We start from the raw sequence: 20,854 nt of genomic DNA, 5'->3' as shown, positions 1-20,854 counted from the left end.
TTAGGCACCGTTTTCTTCAGCTTCGAGCCCAGCGAGCACATCGGCAAAGCTCGTCTTGCAGACGAAATCCAGCCGGTCCCTCGCCCGCGACGCATCATAGACGCGGTCGATCGACGAAAACATCGTCCAGCCTTTCTTCAAGTAGAGTGCCGGATAATCCGGAAAATAGCGCGCGACGACCGACGTTGCGTCGGCGATCAATGCCCGGCAATCATCGGGCTGAAACGGCGTCGGTGCTGAGATGATGAAGGTGTCGAAGCCCAATTGCGGCGCTTTCTCCAGAGCGGCGATGTGGGCGTCGGCCGCATCCTCTACCGTCAGCCGGCGAAATAAAAGCTCGTTGGCCTTGGTGTTGGCATCCGACTGTTCGATCACATGAGCCATGTCGTCCGCCTCGGGAAAGAACCGGGCGGTGCGCAACACGATCACCGGCAGGCCGAACAGCAAATGATAGAGCCGGCAGAGGTGTTCGGCTGAAAGCTTGGTGACGCCGTAGATGTTGCGCGGTTCAGGCGACATGTCTTCCGTCAGCCATGCCGCCTTGCGTACCCCGCCGGTGAAGCCGGTGCGGATGGTTTGGGAAATCATCAGCGATGTCGTCGACGTGAAGATGAAGCGCTGAACGCCAAAAGTTGCTGCCGCATCGAGCAGGTTGAGCGTGCCGCGCACATTCGTCTCGACGAAATCCTCGTTGCGATGACGTTCGATGTCAGGCTTGTGCAGCGCGCCGCTATGGATGATGGCCTCGATGCGGTTCTCCTCGACCGTCCGCATGACCAGGTCGCGATCGGCGACTGAGCCGAGGATTGGCGTTTCCGAAGACGGAACGAGATCGAGGCCGGTGACGTGATGGTCGAGGGCCCGCAGACGCGGTGCCAAGGCGCTGCCCAGCCAACCCGACGATCCCGTCAGCAAGATCCGCATTCTTTCCACCTCGTTTCTGCTGTCGATGCTCAGGCACGGATGACAGAGCGCGGCGAAACATTAAGGTATGCGCCAGACAAGAAAACAGGCTGCTCCAGCCGTCAAAAGGGAAACGCCACCGATGATCGTTCGCCTCATCACTGCCGCAGCAGTTGTCTTCTGCTTTGCCCTGCCCGCGCTCGCCGATGGCGAGGTGCAGAAGCTGATAACCGCTGCCGACGAGGCGCGGCTCGACAAATATGGCGAGACGCGCAAGGCAGCGCTTGACGAGGCGAAGGCCGGCGATCCCGCCGAAGTCAAGCAGCTCGACGCCTTGCTGGCAAAGCCGCTGGTTTCCTTCTCCGACCAGGACCTGACCGGCAATTGGCAATGCCGCACCATCAAGGCCGGCGGATTGAGCCCGCTCGTCATCTATAGCTGGTTCAAATGCAAGGTGAGCGATGACGGTTCCGGCTGGAGACTGGAAAAGATCACCGGCTCGCAGCGCACCAAGGGCCGCTTCTTCGACGATGGCGAGAAACGCGCGATCTATCTCGGTTCCTTCTACGTCAACGACGATCCGGCAAAACCCTACGGCAGCGGCCGGGAAAGCGATCAGGTTGGCTATGCCTTCCGCAACAGCGCCGGCGAATGGCGCATCGAGTTCCCGGCGCCCTATTACGAATCGAAGCTCGATATCCTCGAATTCAAGCGCTGAGCCCTCCGATCACCAAGGGTTAACCCGGTCAGCCTAGCATTCGCGCGCAAAGAACAGGTCTTTGTGGGGTCGCGAAGTATGGCACGGTCGAAACCAAACCAACGGCCGATCGTCGTCGTCACCGAAGGCGGCCCGCATATCTGGGCGATCGTCAACGCCGTCGCCGATCAACTCGGCCCGGTCAGCGTCATCCTCGAAGCTCCTGAATCCAAAAAGCAATTGCTTCTCGGGCGGGCGCGGCGGCAAGGCTGGGCCTCGGCCATCGGTCAATTCGCCACGATGGTGCTGACGCGCCTCGGCAAGCGCTTCTTCGCCGGCCACGCAGCACGGCTCGCCGCCGGGCAGAAGCTACAAACCGAACCGAAGCCTGGGCAAAAGATCATCCATGTCCCGTCGGCCAACGCGCCGGAATGCCTGCAGGCGATCGCGGAAATCCAGCCGGGTGTGGTGCTGCTCGCCGGCTGCCGCTTGCTGTCGCGGCAGACGCTGGCGAAAATCCCTTGCCCGGTCCTCAACTACCATGCCGGCATCACCCCGAAATATCGTGGCATGAACGGCGGTTACTGGGCGCTGGCTTCAGGCGATGCGGAAAACTTCGGCACCACCGTGCATCTCGTCGACGACGGCGTCGACACTGGCAGCGTGCTGCGGCAGGCGCGTGGCAAGCCACAGCCGGGCGACACGATTTCAAGCTACGCGTTGCGGCAGGCGGCGTTCTCGCGCGACATCTGCGTCGAAGCGGTCCGGGATGCGCTGGCCGGCAAGCTCGGCACGGTGGATCCCGGCCTGCCTTCGAAACAATGGTATCATCCGACGGTCTGGTTCTATCTCTGGACCGGGATAAGAAACGGCGTCTGGTGACGCGCCGATTTACCGGACAGCCACCCGCCGCTAACATCGAACAATGAGCGACATAGATCACCGCACCATCATCGCCGGCCTTTCGGTCGAGGACCGTCGCGACCTCACCGCCCGGCTCAACGGGCCAGGCATTGTCCGGCTGGCCGTCCATGGCGGGATGGTTATCCTGCTGGGCGCGCTGATCGCCGCCCGCATCCCGTTCTGGCCGCTTCTCGTCTTGCCGCAGGGAATCCTGATCGTCTTCTTCTTCACGCCGTTGCACGAGACCATCCATGAAACGGCGTTCAGGACGGCGTGGCTCAATCGCGCTGTTGCCGCCGTGGCCGGCTTCCTGATCCTGCTGCCGCCGGCATGGTTCCGCTATTTCCATTTCGCCCATCACCGCCATACGCACGACCCGGAAAACGACCCCGAACTGATGGCGCCGAAGCCGGAGACCGTCAGCCAATATCTGCGCTATCTGTCCGGCGGCCCCTATTGGATCGCCATGGGCCGCGTGGTCGCAACCAATGCGGCTGGCCGCAACCGCGACGGCTTTGTGCCGGAAAAAGGTCGCGGCAAGGTGGTTGCGGAAGCGCGGCTGTTCCTGATCGGCTATGCGGTGTTGCTGGCGGCATCGCTCGCCGCGCAGTCGGCGCTGCTGTTGTGTGTCTGGATCGTGCCGGTGCTGGTCGGACAGCCGTTCTTACGGGCCTATCTGCTTGCCGAGCACGCGTTGTGTCCGCATGTCGCCAACATGCTCGAGAACACCCGCACCACCTTCACCACAAGGCTGGTGCGCTTCGTCGCTTGGAACATGCCGTACCATTCGGAGCACCATTCCTATCCGGCCGTTCCCTTCCACCGCCTGCCGCGCTTCCATGAGATCGTCGCGGGGCATCTACGCACGACCGAACGAGGTTACTTGCGCTTCCACGGGAAGCTGGTCGGCAGCTTCGATGGCCGCGCCGGCTAACCAGTGCTGGAAGAAACTCCGCTTTCAGCCGCGGCCGTCGATTGCGTCGCTTTTGAAGGCCCCCGCGTCGTCCCATAACAAGCAGCCCAACAGCGCTTCCGGCAATGCTCGAAACCACTGCATCGGCCCAAAACATCGGAATCGATCTTCGGAGGGCACGATGCAGCTGAGTTAGGTGGTAGAGCATCGTTTATGCGTTCGATTGGACGCGCGGCGTTCTACAGGAGCAGGAATTCATGGCCGATCTTATCGTCGTCTACTGGCGCGACATCCCCGCCCAGGTCATCGTCAAGAAGGGCCGGCAGAACGCCAAGCGCGAACTGCCATTGCGCTTCACCGAGGCGATCGACATGTGCGCCATGCGCACCGGCGCCGGCGGCACCGACGACTATCTTGCCGAATGGCGCAAGGCAGAGCCCATCCCGGTCGGTGACGATCTTGAAGCCGAGGCCGAGAAAGCCCTTCAGGAACTTGATGCGAAATACGACCGTGAGCGGCTGGTCGCTCTGGTCAAGGCGGGCGGCAAAGAAAATGTCTGATCCCCAATCAATGCCGGTGACGACGGCTCAAGCCGGCGTGACCCAGGCGACCATCGTCAAGAACGCGGCGCCGAAATCCGACTACAAGCCGGCCGACGTGTCGCCGCAGCGGCGCGTGCAGCGCTCGTTTGCGGTGCGGCTTTGGTCGGTGCGGCATTCGCGGCTGCTCGAATGGTTCTACGCCAGGTTTGCCGACATGTTCCTGACTCTCCACCCGCTATGGAAGGGCATCGGCTACAGCCGTGTCGAAGGGCCGGTGAAATTCGTCGAGAAGCGCGTCAAGGGATTCATGTTCGACTGCCGCATGTGCGGCCAGTGCATCCTATCCTCGACCGGCATGTCGTGCCCGATGAACTGCCCCAAGCAATTGCGCAACGGCCCTTGCGGCGGTGTCCGCGCCAACGGCAATTGCGAGGTCGAGCCAGACATGCCTTGCGTCTGGGTCAAGGCCTGGGAAGGCTCGCGGAACATGGTGCATGGCGACAAGATTTTGGACGTGCAGAAGCCGGTGGATCAGTCCTTGCGCGAAACTTCCGCCTGGCTGCGGGTGACCGCGCAGGCCGCGGCCGCCCGCAATGCGGCCCAGAACACTACCAACACCGGAGCGTCGGCATGATCGGCCGCCAGCCAGACGAGAATCCGGCCGGCATCCATTTGCCGCTCGATCCCCTGCCCGGCCACACCTCCCGCGGCCGGCTTGAGCGGGTTCTGCGACGCGGCGAGTTCGCAGTGACGACCGAGCTCAATCCGCCCGACAGCGCCGATCCGGAAGACGTCTACAACCGCGCCAGGATTTTCGACGGCTGGGTCGACGCCATCAATGCCGTCGACGCTTCCGGCGCCAACTGCCACATGTCGTCGGTCGGCATCTGCGCGCTGCTGACCCGCATGGGCTATGCCCCGATCATGCAGATCGCCTGCCGCGACCGGAACCGCATCGCCATCCAGGGCGACGTGCTTGGGGGTGCTGCGATGGGTGTCGCCAACATGCTGTGCCTGACCGGCGACGGCGTGCAGGCCGGCGACCAGCCCGGCGCCAAACCGGTGTTCGATCTCGACTGCATGTCGCTGCTCGAAACCTGCCGCATCATGCGCGACAACGGCAAATTCCTGTCCGGCCGCAAACTCACGACGCCGCCGCAGCTTTTCCTTGGCGCGGCCATCAACCCGTTCGCGCCGCCGATCGATTTCCGGCCCTATCGGCTGGGCAAGAAGATCGCCGCCGGCGCGCAGTTCGTGCAGAGCCAGTACTGCTTCGACGTACCGATGTTCCGCACCTACATGCAGAAGGTCCGCGATCTCGGCTATACCGAAAAATGTTTCATCCTGTGCGGCGTCGGGCCGCTGGCCTCGGCCAAGACGGCCAAATGGATCCGCTCCAACGTGCCGGGCATTCACATTCCCGATCAGATCGTCAAGCGCCTGGAAGGCGCTCTGGATCAGAAGAAGGAAGGCAAGCAGCTCTGCATCGACATCATCAATGAGGTGAAGGAAATTCCCGGTGTGTCCGGTGTCCATGTGATGGCCTACCGCCAGGAAGAGTATGTCGCCGAGATCGTCGACGAATCCGGCGTGCTGAAGGGCCGCCGGCCGTGGAAGCGCGAAATCCGCCGCGACGACCAGCTCGTTGCCGACCGGCTCGACCACATACTGCATGACGACCTCACCGAAACCCAGGTCGACATGGTCAAGACCGCGCATTGACGGCGCGAATCGTCAGCATTCGCTTGATCAGAAACAGATAACGATATAAAGAACTCTTTATATCACGGTGGAGAGATTTCATGACCCGGACCATCGTCGCCTCGGCGACACGAGAAATCATCATCGGCTTCGATCAGCCCTTCTGCGTGATCGGTGAGCGCATCAACCCGACCGGCCGTAAGAAACTGGCCGCCGAAATGATCGCCGGCAATTTTGAGACCGTCATCAAGGATGCGCTGGAGCAGGCCGCCTGTGGGGCGACCATGCTCGACGTCAATGCCGGCGTCACCGCAGTCGATCCCAACGCCACCGAGCCGGCGCTGCTGGTGCAGACGCTGGAGATCGTGCAAGGCCTGGTCGACCTGCCGTTGTCGATCGACTCCTCGGTGACTGCGGCAATCGAAGCGGCGCTGAAGGTTGCCAAGGGCCGGCCACTGGTCAATTCTGTCACCGGCGAGGAGGAAAAGCTCGAAGCTATCCTGCCGCTGATCAAGAAATACAACGTTCCGGTCGTCGCCATTTCCAACGACGAGACCGGTATTTCGATGGACCCCGATGTGCGCTTTGCCGTCGCCAAGAAGATCGTTCAGCGCTGCGCCGATTTCGGTATTCCGGCGCATGACGTGGTCGTCGACCCGCTGGTCATGCCGATCGGCGCGCTGGGCGATGCCGGCCGCCAGGTATTTGCCCTGCTACGCCGGCTGCGCGAGGAACTCAAGGTCAACACCACCTGCGGCCTCTCCAACATCTCGTTCGGCCTGCCGCACCGTCACGGCATCAACGCCGCCTTCATCCCGATGGTGATCGGCGCCGGCATGACCTCGGCGATCATGAACCCGGTGCGGCCGCAGGAAATGGAAGCGGTGCGCGGCGCCAACGTGCTGAACGGCACCGACGAGAACTGCACCAACTGGATCAGGACCTACAAGGACTACAAGCCTGCTGAAGGCGGCCAGGCCGTTGCCGCCCGGACGCAGGTCAACGCGCCGGGCGATGGCAATGGCAATGGCGGACGCAGGCGCGGCGGCCGCGAAGCGCGGATGGCCCGGGGTTGAGACATGGCTTGGCCGACACGATATGGGCCTAGGGCTGGGGAGGAACCGAAACACAGCGGCATCGCTGCCGTGGCCAAGACCCGAGCAGCGTAGAAAGTAAAGTCTGGAACGTATGAACTCTCCCGTCAACATCACCGATCCGCTCGTGCTGTTCATGCCGTCGGGCAAGCGCGGGCGGTTTCCGGTCGGCACACCGGTGCTGGATGCCGCGCGCCAGCTCGGTGTCTATGTCGAGAGCGTGTGCGGCGGGCGTGCCACTTGCGGGCGTTGCCAGATCGAGGTGCAGGAAGGCAATTTCGCCAAGCACAAGATTGTCTCTTCCAACGACCACATCTCGCCCAAGGGCGCCAAGGAAGAGCGCTACGAGCGCGTGCGTGGGCTGCCCGAACGGCGCCGCCTGTCCTGCTCGGCGCAGATCCTCGGCGATCTCGTCGTCGACGTCCCGCAGGACACCGTCATCAACGCGCAGACCATCCGCAAGGATGCCGACACCAGGGTCATCGCCCGCGATGCAGCAATCCGCATGTGCTATGTCGAGATCGAAGAACCCGACATGCACAAGCCGCTCGGCGACCTCGACCGCCTGAAGATCGCGCTGATGAAGGACTGGGGCCTCAAGAGCCTGGATTTCGATTTCCATCTGTTGCCGCAGGTGCAAGGCATTTTGCGCAAAGGCAACTGGACCGCGACCGCCGCCATCCACAAGGACACCGACAGCGAGACCGCGCGGGTCATCGCTTTGTGGCCCGGCCTCAAGAACGAGGCGTACGGGCTTGCCTGCGATATCGGCTCGACCACCATCGCCATGCATCTGGTGTCGTTGCTGTCGGGCCGCGTCGCCGCCTCGTCGGGCACATCCAATCCACAGATCCGCTTCGGCGAGGATCTGATGAGCCGTGTCTCATACGTAATGATGAACCCGGACGGCCGCGAAGGCATGACGGTCGCCGTGCGCGAGGCCATTTCGGGGCTTGTGGACAAGGTCTGCACCGAAGGCAACGTCCAGCGCAACGACATCCTGGATTCCGTCTTCGTCGGCAATCCTATCATGCACCATCTGTTCCTCGGCATCGATCCGACCGAGCTCGGCGGCGCTCCCTTCGCGCTAGCCGTCTCGGGCGCCGTGCACATCAAGGCATCGGATATCGGCTTGAAGCTCAACCAGGGCGCCAGGCTTTACATGCTGCCTTGCATTGCCGGCCATGTTGGCGCCGATGCGGCCGCGGTGACGCTGTCGGAAGGCCCGCACCGCCAGGACGAGATGATGCTGATCGTCGATGTCGGCACCAATGCCGAGATCGTGCTCGGCAATCGCCAGCGGGTCGTGGCGGCCTCCTCGCCAACCGGCCCAGCCTTCGAGGGTGCGGAAATCTCCGGTGGCCAGCGTGCCGCACCGGGTGCCATCGAGCGCGTCCGCATCGATCCCGAAACGCTGGAGCCGAAATACCGCGTGATCGGCTCGGAACTCTGGTCCGACGAGCCGGGCTTCCTCGACAGCGTGCAGGCGACCGGCGTCACCGGCATTTGCGGCTCCGGCATCATCGAGGTGGTCGCCGAGATGTACCTCGCCGGCATCATCTCCGAGGACGGCGTCGTCGACGGGTCGCTGAGCGCCCGCTCACCGCGCGTTATAGCCAACGGCCGAACCTTCTCCTATGTGCTGAAGGAAGGCGGGCCCAAAATCACCATCACCCAGACCGACGTGCGCGCTATCCAGCTTGCCAAGGCGGCCCTTTATGCCGGCACCAAGCTTTTGATGGAAAAGCAGCACACCGATCATGTCGACCGCATCCACTTCGCCGGCGCCTTCGGCTCGTTCATCGATCCGAAATACGCAATGGTGCTGGGCCTGATCCCGGATTGCGACCTCGACAAGGTCTCGGCCGTTGGCAATGCGGCCGGCGCCGGCGCCCGCATGGCGCTCTTGAACCGTGGCTATCGCCGCGAGATCGAGGAAACCGTTAGCAAGATCGAGAAGATCGAGACGGCGCTGGAGCCGAAATTCCAGGAACATTTCGTTTATGCCATGGCGCTCCCGAACAAGATCGACCCGTTCCCCAAGCTATCGGCGGCGGTGAAACTGCCGCCGCGCAAGACGGTGAGCGAAGACGGCGTTGCCGGCGATGCTGCCCCGCGGCGGCGTTCGCGCGAAGGCCACGCCGCGCGGCGCGGCCGGGGATGACTCGCCTCCGCTAGACCGTCAGACCTTACATTTTCATTTGTATGCAAATGTTTCCAAATCGCGCCGATCTGGAAACGAAAATGCGTTTTCGTGAAATCCGCCAGATACATAGGCGGAGCATCTAACCGGCATCGAACGGCAGGCAGAAACAGTTTTCGGCCACCGCAACGCTCCAAGGAGATCAAGATGTCGATGTTCGAAAGCCTCGGCCGCTATGGTGCGGCCTTCAAGAAAACACGCGAAGCCCGCAAGTCGCTGCGCATCCTGAACAGCTTGCCGCCTGAGATCCAGAAGGACATTGGCTGGCCGGTGTCGCCGCTTTCGGTCGGATGGGGCATGCAGCGCGGATGATTCATCGACAAATGCAAGCTGCTCGGTATTCGCCGGGGCCGCAATGCGGCTCCGGCTGCACCCAGCAATTGGCTCAGCGCCGCGCTGCTGCCGCGGCGCTGAGCTGCCCAGGTCGGCGAAAATCAAACGATTGCATAAATCTTGACTTTTTTGGTGGCGACACAATCTTCGAAATAGTCGGGGGTTCTCTTAGTCGGCTCAGCCGAAGTCCGTGTATCTGCATGCCCAGTCTCAAAAGCCACGTCGTGTCGTTCGTCCTCAGGTACAGTCGCAAGAAGGCGTTTTCCAGCCCGGAGAACCTGCAGCGCTGGATCGCCTATGCGCGCAAGACGGAAAACCATCAGCCGCCTGCGTCGCTGCGGTCACGCCTGGAAATCACAACCCGCACGATCAACGGCTTTCCCGTCTACGAGATCGCGCCCCAGGCTGGTGAGCGGAGGCGGATTCTCTACCTGCACGGCGGCGCTTACGTCTTTGAAATCACACCCTATCATTGGCGGCTGATCGCCGACATGGCCGACCGGCTCGGGTTCGGTATCACCGTGCCTATCTATCCCATTGCTCCCGAACACGATTTTCACGCCATGTTCGGCATGGTCGGCGCCGTCTACCGCCAGATGTTCGGCGAAACCAGGGCGAATGACATCATCTTCATGGGCGATTCCGCCGGCGGAAACATGGCCGTCGTGCTGACCATGATGGCTGCGCAAGACGGCCTGCCCTTGCCATCACGCCACGTGCTGATTTCGCCCGGCCTCGACGTGTCACTTGCAAATCCAGAAATGTATGAGGCTGAACGCAACGATCCGTGGCTGGGCATTGCCGGCGGCCGCGAGGCGATCCGGCTTTACAGCGCCGGCATAGATCCCACCGACTGGCGCATCAGCCCGGTTTACGGCGACTTGTCGGTGCTGCCCAAAACGCTGCTGCTGACTGGTTCACGCGATCTGCTCACCCCCGACAATCTGATCTTCGCGGAAAAGGCGCGCGCGGCCGGCGTCGAAATTGAGGTCGTCCACGAACAAGGCATGTTCCATGTCTGGCCGTTGATCGATATGCCGGAGGCGCGGCGCGCGCGGGACAGCATCGTGGCGTTCTTGACCAACGAAACCGACAGCTATCATGCCAAGGCAGGCGAGCTCGCGCTGCAAAAGAAAGATCGGGACGGAACCCCTCGCGATCTGGTTGCGCCGCTCAGGTCGTAGTTTGGGTCAGAACTTCCCGGTTTCCCTGAACATCTCAAACGTCGCGCGGATGTGGTCGGCGACTGCCTTCACCGGAGCGCTGGCGTCCGGCGTCACCACCATGGCGAGATTGTAGGTGCCGATGTCAGGCATGCCGTCCTTCGGGCAGAGCTCGACCATGTCGCTGCCGAGGAACGATTTCGGCAGCGGCGCGACCGCAAGATCCGCCATGATCGCGGCGCGCTGGCCGGCCGTGTGTGCGCTCATATAGGCGATACGGTAGTTGCGGCCCTCGCGGCCAAGCGCCTCCAATGCCCCTGCCCGCCAGGCACAGCCCTCTTCCCACAATGAGACCGGCAGCGGCTCACGCAGATGCGCGCAACCGCCCTTGGCACCGGCCCAGACGATCGGCTCTGTGAGCAGCACTTCGGCGCCAATCGCGCTGGTCTTGTAGGAGTTGGTTAGCAGCGTGATGTCGAGCGCCCGGTCGTCCATGCGCCGGCGCAAATTGACGCTCTGGTCGATGGTGACGTCGACCGCGATTGATGGATGCGATTGTGCGAACCGCTTCAGCACATGCGGCAGCACACGTTCGCCGTAATCGTCCGGCGAGCCGAGCCGCACCACCCCGACAATGTCTGGAATGATGAACTTCGACACCACCTCGCGATTGATCGACAGCAGCCGGCGCGCATAGCCAAGCAGCATCTCGCCATCGGTGGTCAGCGTCACCGAACGGGCGTCGCGCGCGAACACCGAGCGGCCGAGAATGTCCTCCAGCTTCTTGATCTGCATGGAGACGGCCGACGGCGTGCGGAAGACCGCATTGGCCGCGGTGGTGAAACTGCCGGTCTCGGCGATTGCAACGAAAGTGCGCAGAACGTCGAGATCGAGCAGCGGGAGCGGATGATTGAGTGGGGCGTTCATGGGAAGCAACCTTCAATTTTTCTGATGCAAACCATCATTCCATTTCGTTTGATTGAACATCAGTTTGGGAGGATAGTCAACTCCATCGAAGGCAGGACGCATTGGAAGTGGTCCCGAAACAATCATGACACGGACCTGCAATCGACACGAAATGAAGCTGAAACAAACCCGGTGTACCGCCTGACGCTGCAAGCGCCGGGACAACCCGGCCCAACGCGAAGGAGAATGAGATGTCTATCCTGTCATCCATCGGTCGGATCGCGACCGAGTTCAGCGAGGCCCGTGCCCGCTACCAGACGGAACGCGCCATCCGCGCGCTGCCGATTGAACTGCAGAAGGATATCGGCTGGCCCGAAGCTGCCGATGCCAAGGCCGGCACTCGCCATGGTGTGGGATCCTGGGCTGGAGCAAAGTAAACCGTGTGTATCAACAGCTGAAGGCCTGCCGCGCAGATCAGCCCGGCAGGCCTTTTTGTTTGTATTCAAATGATTTTTCCGAGCCATGTCGCCGTCGCATGCCGCATATGAGCCAAGCGCATAGCAGCCCGCACAGGCAATCAACACATTGTAAATAATCGAAAATCCTGAGCAGAATGCCCAAATTTGTCGCATTCCGTGTCGCTTTTCATATCAAGTGCTTCGCTTTTGCGATTTAGTTTCCCCTCACCTAAGCCTATATCATCATCAACAAACGAGCTGCCCCACTCCATCAAGCGAAGGCGACCCGTCTGAGCAATCGAATGGAGATGATCATGAAGCTTTTTGCCCGCCTTTTTGCCCGCCGCGAAATGAACCTGACGACCGCGCTCGAGCGCCAGCGCCTGGCCAACACCATGCCTGGCCAGACCGGTGCCATGGCTGCCGCGCGCCTCGGCTTTGTCGCCTGAGACAGCGATCCTGACGGAAGCAGCCTAGCACTGCTTCGAAGTCGATCCAGCGCCGCCTCGGTTTTGCCGAGGCGGCGTTTTCGTGTGCGCAGACTGCGTCGGCTCGTTTGGTCAATCCGGCGGCACATCGTGTCCTTCGCCGCATAGCGATTGCCCATTTGCGACCGATGTCGCAAATAAAGTCTTTCCGTTGCCATCTAGCCAATTGACAGGAAACGTTTTTCCTGATGTCGCTATGCTGATCGCGACATCCTGTTCGCGCCATTGCAGCGTGAGGATCTACCCGTGAACGTCGTAAAGCACCCGATCCGGCGATCGTTCGTATTCTTCCTGGTCCCCGATTTCACCATGATCGCCTTCGCGACGGCGCTCGATCCGTTGCGTTCGGCCAACCGCATGCTCGGCTATGAAGCCTATCGCTGGCGGCTCGCCAGCATCGACGGCAAGCCGGTTCGGGCCTCGAACGGCGTCGAATGCGCCGTCAACACCTCGCTGGAGGAAGAGCGCAAGAAAATGTCCGGACCGGACCGGCCGAACATGGCCATCGTCTGCAGCGGCATCAATGTCGAGCGCTATCAGAACAAATCGGCCTTTGCCTGGCTGCGCGAGGAGTACAATCGCGGCGTTGCCGTCGGCGGCCTGTGCACCGGCGCGCATATCCTGGCCGCCGCCGGCCTGCTGTCCAACAAGCGCTGCGCCATCCATTGGGAGAACCTGCCGGGCTTTTCCGAGGCGTTCCCCAAGGCCAATGTCTTCGCCGATCTCTTCGAGATCGACCAGAACATCTACACCTGCGCCGGCGGCACCGCCGCGCTCGACATGATGCTGAAGCTGATCGGCGACGATTTCGACGAAAGCCTCGTCAACCGCGTCTGCGAGCAGGTGCTGACCGATCGCGTGCGCAGCCCGACCGACCGCCAGCGCCTGCCGCTGCGCGCCCGCCTTGGCGTACAGAATTCCAAGGTGCTGACCATTATCGAGCTGATGGAGGCCAATCTCTCCGAGCCGCTCTCGCTGATCGAGATCGCCGACCATGTCGACCTGTCGCGCCGGCAGATCGAGCGCCTGTTCCGCACCGAGATGGGGCGCTCCCCTGCCCGTTACTATCTGGAGATCCGCCTCGACCGCGCTCGGCACCTGCTGATCCAGTCGTCGTTGCCGGTGGTCGAAGTGGCGGTCGCCTGCGGCTTTGTTTCCGCCTCGCATTTCTCCAAATGCTATCGCGAACTCTATGCCCGCTCGCCGCAACAAGAACGCGTCGACCGCAAACAGCTTCTGGCGGCTTGATCCGGCACGTTTCGCGGGCGCAGCCGAAAATTGTCATGACATTGTCTGGCGAAATGTGGTATCCTTCCATCGAGAGGTACCAATGACGACCAGAACCATCAGATCGGAAAAACTGGACTTGCGCCTTAGCCCCCAGGCAAAGCGTACACTCGCAAGCGCCGCCGCGACTGAACGCCGTTCGCTCAGCGATTTCGTGCTTGAAAGCGCGCTTGCGCGAGCCGAAGAAACATTAGCCGACCGGCGCAGCTTCCATCTCGACGCCGAAAAATGGGTCGCGTTCATGGCAGCGCTCGACGCGCCAACGCGTGATCTCCCCCGCCTCAAGCGCCTATTGAATGAACCAAGCATCTTTTCCCGTCGCGATCCGGCGTGAGCGAATTCCAGATCGAGAAACTGGCCCGCAAGCATGTGGTGGATATGTTCGACTGCGGTGAAGAACCGCTCAATCGCTTTCTCGTCCGCTATGCATTCCAAAACCAGCAAGCCAATGCTTCGCAAACCTACATTGGTCTCTCTGGCGAAGACGTGATCGGCTTTTATACCCTGGTCGTTGGTGAAGTCGCATATGAGGGTGCGCCCGAGCGATTGACGAAAGGTCTCGCACGCCATCCGGTGCCTGTAATGCTGCTGGCGCGTCTTGCGGTCAGTCTGGACTGGCAAGGCAAAGGCGTCGGCGGCGGACTGTTGCGCGATGCCGTCCTGCGCAGTTTGCAGGCGGCCGATATTGCAGGTATCCGCGCGGTCGTCGTCCACGCCAAGAACGACGGCGCCCGCACGTTTTACGAGCGCTACGGATTCGCGCAATCGCCGACAGACCCGCTGCATCTTTACGTGCTTATCAAGGACTTACGAAGTCTCTGAGCCGTTCAGGCGCCTTGCTGACCCGACCATATCTGCGCCGTGCGCATCGCCTCGACGCGGATGTCTTCCGTCAACCGCGCCTTCAGTGCCGAAAACTCCGGGCTGGTCTTCAGCGTGTAGTGGCGCGGATGCGGCAGGTCGACGGCAACGTCCGATTTGATGCGGCCGGGCCGCGCCGTCATCATCACGACGCGCGACGCCATGAAGATAGCCTCCTCGATGTCGTGGGTGACGAATAGCACCGTCTTTTGCCGGCGCTCCCAGATGCCGAGGAGCAGTTCCTGCATCAGCCCGCGGGTCTGGTTGTCGAGTGCGCCGAATGGCTCGTCGAGCAGCAGGATCTCCGGATCGTTGGCCAGTGCTCTGGCGATCGCGGTGCGCTGCTGCATGCCGCCTGAAAGTTGCTTCGGCCAATGGTTCTCGAAGCCCTTCAGCCCGACGAGATCGACATAGGACGCGACGATGTCGCTGCGCTCGCGCTCTGCCATGCCCCGTTCGCGCAGGCCGAAGGCGATGTTCTCGGCGACCGTCAGCCACGGAAACAGCGTATAGGACTGGAAAACCATGCCGCGGTCTGGACCCGGCCGGTCCACCACCCTGCCGTCGAGCAGAACACGTCCCCCACTCGGCGCTTCGAGGCCGGCGACGATCCGGAGCAGCGTCGACTTTCCACAGCCGGATGGCCCCAGGATGGTGATGAAGTCGTTGGCGGCAACCGCCAGATCGATCGGCATCAGCGCCTTGACCGGCTGCCCGCCGCCGACACCGGCGAAGGTGCGCGAGACGCCTTCGATGAGAAGCTTGCTCACGCCAGGCTCCACGGAAACAGCCAGCGGTTGAGCGCCCTGAAGGCGAAATCGGACAGCAGCCCGATCAGGCCGATGACGATGATGCCGAAGATGATCTGCCCCGTCGCCAGCCGCGATTGGCTGTTGATGATCATATAGCCGATGCCCGACGACGAGCCGATCAGTTCGGCGACGATGACGTAAGTCCAGGCCCAGCCGAGCACCAGCCGCAGCGTCTCTGCAATCTCCGGCGCATTCGCCGGCATGATCACGCGCCGTACGATGCCGTTGTCGGACGAGCCAAGCGTGTAGGCCGCCTCGACCAGGTCGCGCCGTGTGCCGCCGACCTTGACCGCGATGATCAGGATGATCTGGAACACCGAGCCGACGAAGATCACCAGCAGTTTTTCGAGCTCGCCAACGCCCGCCCACAGGATGAGCAGCGGGATGAAGGCCGATGCCGGCAGATAGCGGGCGAAGGAGACGAACGGCTCCAGGAACGCCTCCACCGGCTTCCAGGCGCCCATCACGATGCCGAGCGGCACGGCAACGATGGCCGCCATCAGAAACCCGCCGAAGACCCGCCAGATGGTGATGAGGATGTCGAGCCAGAAGCGGTCCTCGACCAGCAGCCGCCAGCCGTCTCTCACCATCGACAGCGGATCGGCAAGGAAAATGCGATTGACGTGGCCGCCAAGCGTGATCCACGCCCAGAACGCCACGAACAGCACGAAGAACGAGATGCCGAGCACGGTTCGAATGCCCGGCGAGACCGGATGCAAGGGGCGCGGCATCTTCGACCGTCCTCTGAACTGAATGAAAAAGCGGCGGCGCACGCGCCGCCGCCGGGCGACAATCCTGCCGGTTAGTCGGCGACGGCGCTGGTGTCGGCCAATGTCGAGACGTCGGGCGCTTCCTTGATCAAGCCCATCTGCAGCAGAAGCTCGCCGGCGGTCTTGGAAAAGTCCTGGAATTCCTTGGTGAAGAACTGCTTGTTCTCGGCCTTGTCGGCCCATTTCAGGTATTTGGCCGACTCTTCGAACTCCTTGGCCGACTGCTTCACGTCGGCGCCCATCGTCTCATAGGATTTCGCGGGATCGCTCTTGATCAGGTCGAGTGCCTCGAAATAGCTGTCGGCGAGCGCCTTGGCCGCATCCGGATTGGCCTTGAGGAACTCCGGCGTGCAGCCGACCGTGTCGAGCACCATCGGATAGTCGAGAGTGGTCACAAGGATATGGCCCTGGTCGGACTTTTCGCGCACCGCCGAGATGAACGGCTCATAGGTCACCGCCGCATCGTTCTGTCCGGCTAGAAACGCCTGCGCCGCCGCGTCCGGCTCCAGGTTGACGACCGTCACGTCCTTGGTCGACATGCCGTTCTTGTTGAGCACCCAGGCCAGCATGAAATAGGGCGACGTGCCCGGCGCCGAGGACGCGACCGACTTACCCTTGAGATCGGCGACAGTCTTGATGTCGTTGCGGGCGACGATACCGTCGGCGCCGTAGGATTTGTCGAGCTGGAATATCTGCTTGGTCGTCACGCCGTTAGCGTTCCAGACCAGCCAGGTCTCGACCGTGGTGGCGGCGCATTGCAGGTCGCCGCTGGCGATGGCGAGCGGCCGGCTGGCTTGCGGCACCTTCTTCAAGGTGACGTCGAGCCCGTGCTTTTCGAAGATGCCGGCTTGCTTGGCGAGCGTCAGCGGCGCAAAGCCGGTCCATCCACTGATGCCGATGCTGACCGATGTGGCAGCCATCGCCGGCGCGCACAATCCAACGGCAAGCGTCAAGCTTGCTGCAAGAATTCCGATCCTATTCATGTCGGTTCCCCTTTTATGTGTTCGGATGGGGGAATTGTGTCACAGACGCCCACAGGCTTGTCAATGAAGCATATGCTGCACTGCGGTATGTCATCGCGGACAGGCGAGTTCGGCATTAGCGGCTGTTGTACATCCAGCTGCGGTCGCGCCACATTTTTTCGCCCACCAGACAGTCGGTGACGGGGCTGTCTTGTGCCAGCACCAATGGCGGATGGGCCGCCTCTTCCGCCGCTCGCTGCGGCGAGGCCGGACCGGCAAGCTCCAGCACCAGCTTACGGCGGATGGCCTCCGGAAACTGCGTCCAGTCATTGACCGGGATCATGAAGGAGCCCGGCCCGCCGATGACGCAGTCGCTGTAGTAACGGTCGAGATTGTTGACATCGTACGCGCTGCTGAACCCGCCCCTGGTCATCAGCGGCAGGCCGTTGACGGTGATGCCCTGCTTGATCACGGCATCGCGGGTGATATCGACAGGTGCGCCCTGGTTGTTGGGGCCGTCGCCCGAAATGTCGATCACCCGCTTGACGCCCTGGAAGCCGCTTTCGGCAAAGAGATCGCTGGCGAATTCCAGCGCGCCGGAGATAGAGGTGCGCCTGGCACTGGCCGGCGGATGCGCGGAAAGCTGCGCTGCCAGCCGCTCGGCGTCGGCACGATTGGCGATCACCGTCCACGGAACGACGACCTGCTGCCAGGTCGCGCCAGCCCATTCGACATAGGTGACGGCAATCTTGCCGTGAGCGCCTTCGCCGATTGCCTGCAGCACATCGTCATGCGTCAGCGCCGCCGCATAGCCGTGACGCTGGATTTCGAGCTCGTCGGGCGACATGGAAAGCGAAACGTCGACTGCCAGCACCAGTTCGATGTCGACGGGTTCGGCAGCTCGGGATATCGCCGTCGGCCATAGCACCGAGGCCAGCGCGGCGGCACCCGAGACGAGATGTCTTGCACAGGCAAAACCAGACATGCCGCACGGTAAGCGAAAATAGTCGATCGACAAAGAGAAAAGCCCCGCCGAGAGCGCGGCTGTTCCAGTCACGTTTTTGCGAGCGCGTCTCTAACGCTCAGCTGCGCGGATTGAGGTTCTCCGGGTCGTAGAGCGGCCTGTAACCGACGGCAGCCACTTCGACCGGGTATTTCTCGCCGAAATATTCGACGCTCAGCTTACGGCCCTCCTGACAATAAGCCCAGGGCAGGTAGGCGAGCGCGATATTCTTGCCGATGGTCGGACCGTAGGCCACCGAGGTCGTGAAGGACCGGCGGCCGAGCTCGTCGACCAGCGTCTCACCGGTTTGCGGGTCCATCACCGGCATCGTGCCGACCGGATAGCGGGGAACGCCGTCGGAATCGGTATTGTCGGTCATGATAAGCGTGCAAAGCATGGCCGGCTGATGCGCCCGGGCGCGATATTCCAGATGCTTTGCCTTGCCGCAGAAATCGGCCTCCTTGACCTTCGGGCGGGCAAGATCGGCTTCCAGCAGATTGTATTCGGTCAACAGATCCGCGTTCTGCAGGCGCAGGCTCTTCTCCATGCGGCGGCTGTTGGCATAGGTCTCGACGCCAAAGGCCATCACGCCGGTCGAGCGCAGCGCGTCCCAGACGGCCAGGCCGTCCTCGTAGCGCATGTGCAGCTCCCAGCCTTGCTCGCCGACATAGGAGATGCGGAAGGCGGTCACGTCCTTGCCGCCGATCCTGACGGGCTTGATCGCGGCAAAGGGAAAATTCTCCGGCGTCAGCCCGTCGGGGTTTTCCACGCACTTGCTCAATGTCGCTCGCGCGTTCGGACCCCAGATGCCGACGGTCACGTACTTCTCGGTCACGTCGGTGACGGTAACGTCGAAGCCTTTGTCTTCTGCCGTCCGGCGCATGTACTGGAAGTCGCGCGGTCCGGCATCGGCGCCGTCGATGACGCGGCAGCGGTCGGCCATGCGGATGACGGTCAGGTCGGCGCGCACCATGCCTTGCTCGTCGAGGAAATGGGTGTAAATGCCCTTGCCGATATTGCCGTCGCCGCCGATCTTTGCCGCGCACAGCCATTCCATCAGCGCGACATGATCGGGACCTTCGACGTCGTACATGGCGAAATGCGAGAGGTTGACGATGCCGCAATTCTCGCTCATCGCGAGATGCTCGGCGTTCGAGACGCGCCAGAAGTGGCGGTTGTCCCATTCGTTTTGGCGCACCGGCACCCGGTTGCCGTATTTCTCGAGCAGATGCTCGTTGGCGGCGTAGCCATGGGCGCGCTCCCAGCCGCCGAGCTCCATGAAATAGCCGCCGAGTTCCTTCTCGCGCTCCCAGAAGGGCGAACGGCGGACATTGCGGGCCTTGGAGAAGGGTTCGCGCGGATGGACAGCCGGGTTGTAGACCTTCATCGCGGTTTCGGTGCAGCGGTCCCAGATGAACTGCTCTTTCGTCTGGTGCGGATAGAAGCGCGAATAGTCGATGGCGTGGTGGTCGATCGCCGTGCGGCCGTCCGTCATCCAGTCGGCGATGAGCTTGCCCATGCCGGGGCCGTCCTTGACCCAGATCGCCACGGCATACCAGAGGCCCCTCACCTTCTGGCTTTCGCCCATCGAGGGGCCGCCGTCCGCCGTCACCTGCAGCAGGCCGTTGAAGGAATGGCTCTCATTGTAGCCCAGCTCGCCCAGGATCGGCGTCAGTTCCATGGCGCGCTCGAGCGGCGCCAGGATCTGCTCCATGTCGAGATCGCGTTGCGACGGCGAAAGCCGTGCCTCGTTTTTCTCGAGAATATCGCGCGGATGGCAAAGGCGGGGATTGGTCTCTTCGTAATAACCCCATTCGATCTGCCCGCCTTCGGCGGTCTTGGGGTCGCCGGTGTCGCGCATGTAAGCCGAGTTGCCCTGGTCGCGCAGCAGCGGCCAGCCGATCTCCTTGCCGGTGCCGGCGAACTCAGTGTACGGACCGAAGAAGGTAAGCGGATGGTCGATCGGCATGACCGGCAGGTCCTCGCCCGCCATTTCCGCAATCAGCCGTCCCCAGATGCCGGTGCAGACCACGACATAGTCGGCCTCGATGGTGCCGCGGTCGGTCACCACGCCCTTGATGCGGCCGTTTTCGATGACGAGCGACTTCGCCGAGGTATTGGCAAACGCCCTGAGTTTGCCGGAGGCTTCCGCCTGGTCGACCAGCTTGCCGGCGACCGTTTGCGAGCGCGGGATGACGAGGCCGGCGTCGGGATCCCACAGGCCGCCCTGTACCATCTGTTCTTCGATCAGCGGGAATTTTTCCTTGATCTCGGCCGGATCGATCAGGCGGGCGCGTGTGCCGAAGGCCTTCGCCGAGGCGATCTTGCGCTTGATCTCCGCCATGCGGTCGTCGTCGCCGACGCGGGCGACCTCGAGGCCGCCGATGCGCGCGTAATGCCCCATCTTTTCGTAGAAATCGATGGAATAGAGCGTCGTCCAGCACGACAGGAAATCATGGCTGGTCGTGTAGCAGAAGTCGGAAGCGTGCGCCGTCGAGCCGATATCCGTCGGAATGCCCGATTTGTCGATGCCGACAATATCGTCCCATCCGCGCTCGATCAGGTGATGGGCGACCGATGCGCCGACGATGCCGCCCAGCCCGACGATGACGACCTTCGCCTTTTCCGGAAACCCTGCCATTGCCCGCGACTCCAAGATGCTATTGCGAGCAGACTATAGGGCGGCGCGGCGGCGCGCTTGCAGCCTGTTTGCGACATCGCCAAAAAAGCCCGCGCCACCAGCTCGTCGAATGCAGTTAGAGCTACGCCTTCGCCCCGCTCGGTACGAAGACCCTGTTAGAGCCCGTTCTGCGCAGCTTCGAAGAAAAGTGCATCCCTTCATCGCCTATTACCGG

General features: G+C 62.2%; 22 protein-coding genes. 15 read left to right on the top strand and 7 right to left on the bottom strand.

The features are described 5' to 3' along the window. Entirely contained in the window at positions 1–924 is a 924-nt protein-coding gene (locus AC0L2X_RS08035) for an NAD-dependent epimerase/dehydratase family protein (RefSeq protein ID WP_473556750.1), read from the bottom strand. Positions 925–1,045: 121 nt separating this feature from the next. On the opposite strand from AC0L2X_RS08035, the gene AC0L2X_RS08030 reads away from it, so the two are divergent. From AC0L2X_RS08030 to AC0L2X_RS07985, 10 genes are all read left to right on the top strand, one after another. Continuing rightward, positions 1,046–1,621, top strand: coding sequence for a DUF4893 domain-containing protein (locus AC0L2X_RS08030; protein WP_473556752.1), 576 nt, complete (start codon positions 1,046–1,048; stop codon positions 1,619–1,621). Between the two features lie 78 nt (positions 1,622–1,699). Then, entirely contained in the window at positions 1,700–2,482 is a 783-nt protein-coding gene (locus tag AC0L2X_RS08025) for a formyl transferase (RefSeq protein WP_473599560.1), read from the top strand. Between the two features lie 43 nt (positions 2,483–2,525). Next, entirely contained in the window at positions 2,526–3,437 is a 912-nt protein-coding gene (locus tag AC0L2X_RS08020) for a fatty acid desaturase (protein WP_473556756.1), read from the top strand. 236 nt (positions 3,438–3,673) lie between these two features. Then, positions 3,674–3,976, top strand: coding sequence for a virulence factor (locus AC0L2X_RS08015; RefSeq protein WP_352490721.1), 303 nt, complete (start codon positions 3,674–3,676; stop codon positions 3,974–3,976). Continuing rightward, a complete protein-coding gene (locus tag AC0L2X_RS08010) occupies positions 3,969–4,592 on the top strand; it encodes a methylenetetrahydrofolate reductase C-terminal domain-containing protein (protein ID WP_352490722.1) in 624 nt (207 codons plus the stop codon). The genes AC0L2X_RS08015 and AC0L2X_RS08010 overlap by 8 nt, the downstream gene beginning before the upstream one ends. Beyond that, positions 4,589–5,680 (top strand): methylenetetrahydrofolate reductase, encoded by a 1,092-nt coding sequence (locus AC0L2X_RS08005; RefSeq protein WP_352490723.1) that lies wholly within the window; start codon positions 4,589–4,591, stop codon positions 5,678–5,680. The genes AC0L2X_RS08010 and AC0L2X_RS08005 overlap by 4 nt, the downstream gene beginning before the upstream one ends. Positions 5,681–5,760: 80 nt before the next feature. Beyond that, positions 5,761–6,735 carry a methyltetrahydrofolate cobalamin methyltransferase gene (locus AC0L2X_RS08000; protein WP_023676516.1) on the top strand — a complete coding sequence of 325 codons (975 nt, stop codon included), beginning with the start codon at positions 5,761–5,763 and terminating at the stop codon, positions 6,733–6,735. Positions 6,736–6,847: 112 nt separating this feature from the next. Next, on the top strand, positions 6,848–8,917 hold the full coding sequence (locus tag AC0L2X_RS07995) for an ASKHA domain-containing protein (protein WP_473556760.1): 2,070 nt from the start codon (positions 6,848–6,850) through the stop codon (positions 8,915–8,917). A gap of 186 nt (positions 8,918–9,103) precedes the next feature. Next, positions 9,104–9,268 (top strand): hypothetical protein, encoded by a 165-nt coding sequence (locus AC0L2X_RS07990; protein WP_352865282.1) that lies wholly within the window; start codon positions 9,104–9,106, stop codon positions 9,266–9,268. 221 nt (positions 9,269–9,489) lie between these two features. Further along, the gene (locus AC0L2X_RS07985) at positions 9,490–10,473 is read left to right on the top strand and encodes an alpha/beta hydrolase (protein WP_473556762.1); all 984 of its coding nucleotides are present in this window, start codon (positions 9,490–9,492) and stop codon (positions 10,471–10,473) included. A gap of 6 nt (positions 10,474–10,479) precedes the next feature. Here AC0L2X_RS07985 and AC0L2X_RS07980 read toward each other — a convergent pair whose 3' ends face one another. Further along, a complete protein-coding gene (locus AC0L2X_RS07980; RefSeq protein WP_023676521.1) occupies positions 10,480–11,379 on the bottom strand; it encodes a LysR substrate-binding domain-containing protein in 900 nt (299 codons plus the stop codon). A 230-nt stretch (positions 11,380–11,609) separates the two neighbouring features. Between AC0L2X_RS07980 and AC0L2X_RS07975 the strand changes: the two genes are divergently transcribed. The 5 genes from AC0L2X_RS07975 (at position 11,610) to AC0L2X_RS07955 (ending at position 14,413) form a co-directional block, all read left to right on the top strand. Further along, complete coding sequence (locus AC0L2X_RS07975; protein ID WP_352452109.1) at positions 11,610–11,795, top strand: hypothetical protein; 186 nt, start codon at positions 11,610–11,612, stop codon at positions 11,793–11,795. A 335-nt stretch (positions 11,796–12,130) separates the two neighbouring features. Then, positions 12,131–12,265 carry a hypothetical protein gene (locus tag AC0L2X_RS07970; protein WP_013894968.1) on the top strand — a complete coding sequence of 45 codons (135 nt, stop codon included), beginning with the start codon at positions 12,131–12,133 and terminating at the stop codon, positions 12,263–12,265. A 348-nt stretch (positions 12,266–12,613) separates the two neighbouring features. Beyond that, positions 12,614–13,552: a GlxA family transcriptional regulator gene (locus AC0L2X_RS07965; RefSeq protein ID WP_302895626.1), complete on the top strand. Its 939-nt coding sequence runs from the start codon at positions 12,614–12,616 to the stop codon at positions 13,550–13,552. A gap of 82 nt (positions 13,553–13,634) precedes the next feature. Further along, complete coding sequence (locus AC0L2X_RS07960; RefSeq protein WP_352565456.1) at positions 13,635–13,925, top strand: type II toxin-antitoxin system TacA family antitoxin; 291 nt, start codon at positions 13,635–13,637, stop codon at positions 13,923–13,925. Beyond that, entirely contained in the window at positions 13,922–14,413 is a 492-nt protein-coding gene (locus AC0L2X_RS07955) for a GNAT family N-acetyltransferase (protein WP_473556765.1), read from the top strand. The genes AC0L2X_RS07960 and AC0L2X_RS07955 overlap by 4 nt, the downstream gene beginning before the upstream one ends. Positions 14,414–14,418: 5 nt before the next feature. On the opposite strand, the gene AC0L2X_RS07950 is transcribed toward AC0L2X_RS07955, so the two are convergent. The 5 genes from AC0L2X_RS07950 to AC0L2X_RS07930 form a co-directional block, all read right to left on the bottom strand. Further along, a complete protein-coding gene (locus AC0L2X_RS07950; RefSeq protein WP_473556767.1) occupies positions 14,419–15,222 on the bottom strand; it encodes an ABC transporter ATP-binding protein in 804 nt (267 codons plus the stop codon). After that, positions 15,219–15,995, bottom strand: coding sequence for an ABC transporter permease (locus AC0L2X_RS07945; RefSeq protein ID WP_473556769.1), 777 nt, complete (start codon positions 15,993–15,995; stop codon positions 15,219–15,221). The genes AC0L2X_RS07950 and AC0L2X_RS07945 overlap by 4 nt, the downstream gene beginning before the upstream one ends. 71 nt (positions 15,996–16,066) lie before the next feature. After that, complete coding sequence (locus tag AC0L2X_RS07940; protein WP_473556770.1) at positions 16,067–17,017, bottom strand: ABC transporter substrate-binding protein; 951 nt, start codon at positions 17,015–17,017, stop codon at positions 16,067–16,069. 115 nt (positions 17,018–17,132) lie between these two features. Further along, positions 17,133–17,981, bottom strand: coding sequence for a DUF1194 domain-containing protein (locus tag AC0L2X_RS07935; RefSeq protein WP_352865265.1), 849 nt, complete (start codon positions 17,979–17,981; stop codon positions 17,133–17,135). A gap of 97 nt (positions 17,982–18,078) precedes the next feature. Then, on the bottom strand, positions 18,079–20,640 hold the full coding sequence (locus tag AC0L2X_RS07930) for a GcvT family protein (protein WP_473556772.1): 2,562 nt from the start codon (positions 20,638–20,640) through the stop codon (positions 18,079–18,081). Positions 20,641–20,854 lie beyond the last annotated feature (214 nt).

The organism is Mesorhizobium sp. WSM4828 (genome assembly GCF_055811175.1).
The sequence above is the reverse complement of the archived record's forward strand: the minus strand, read 5'-3'. Positions and strand labels throughout refer to the sequence as shown.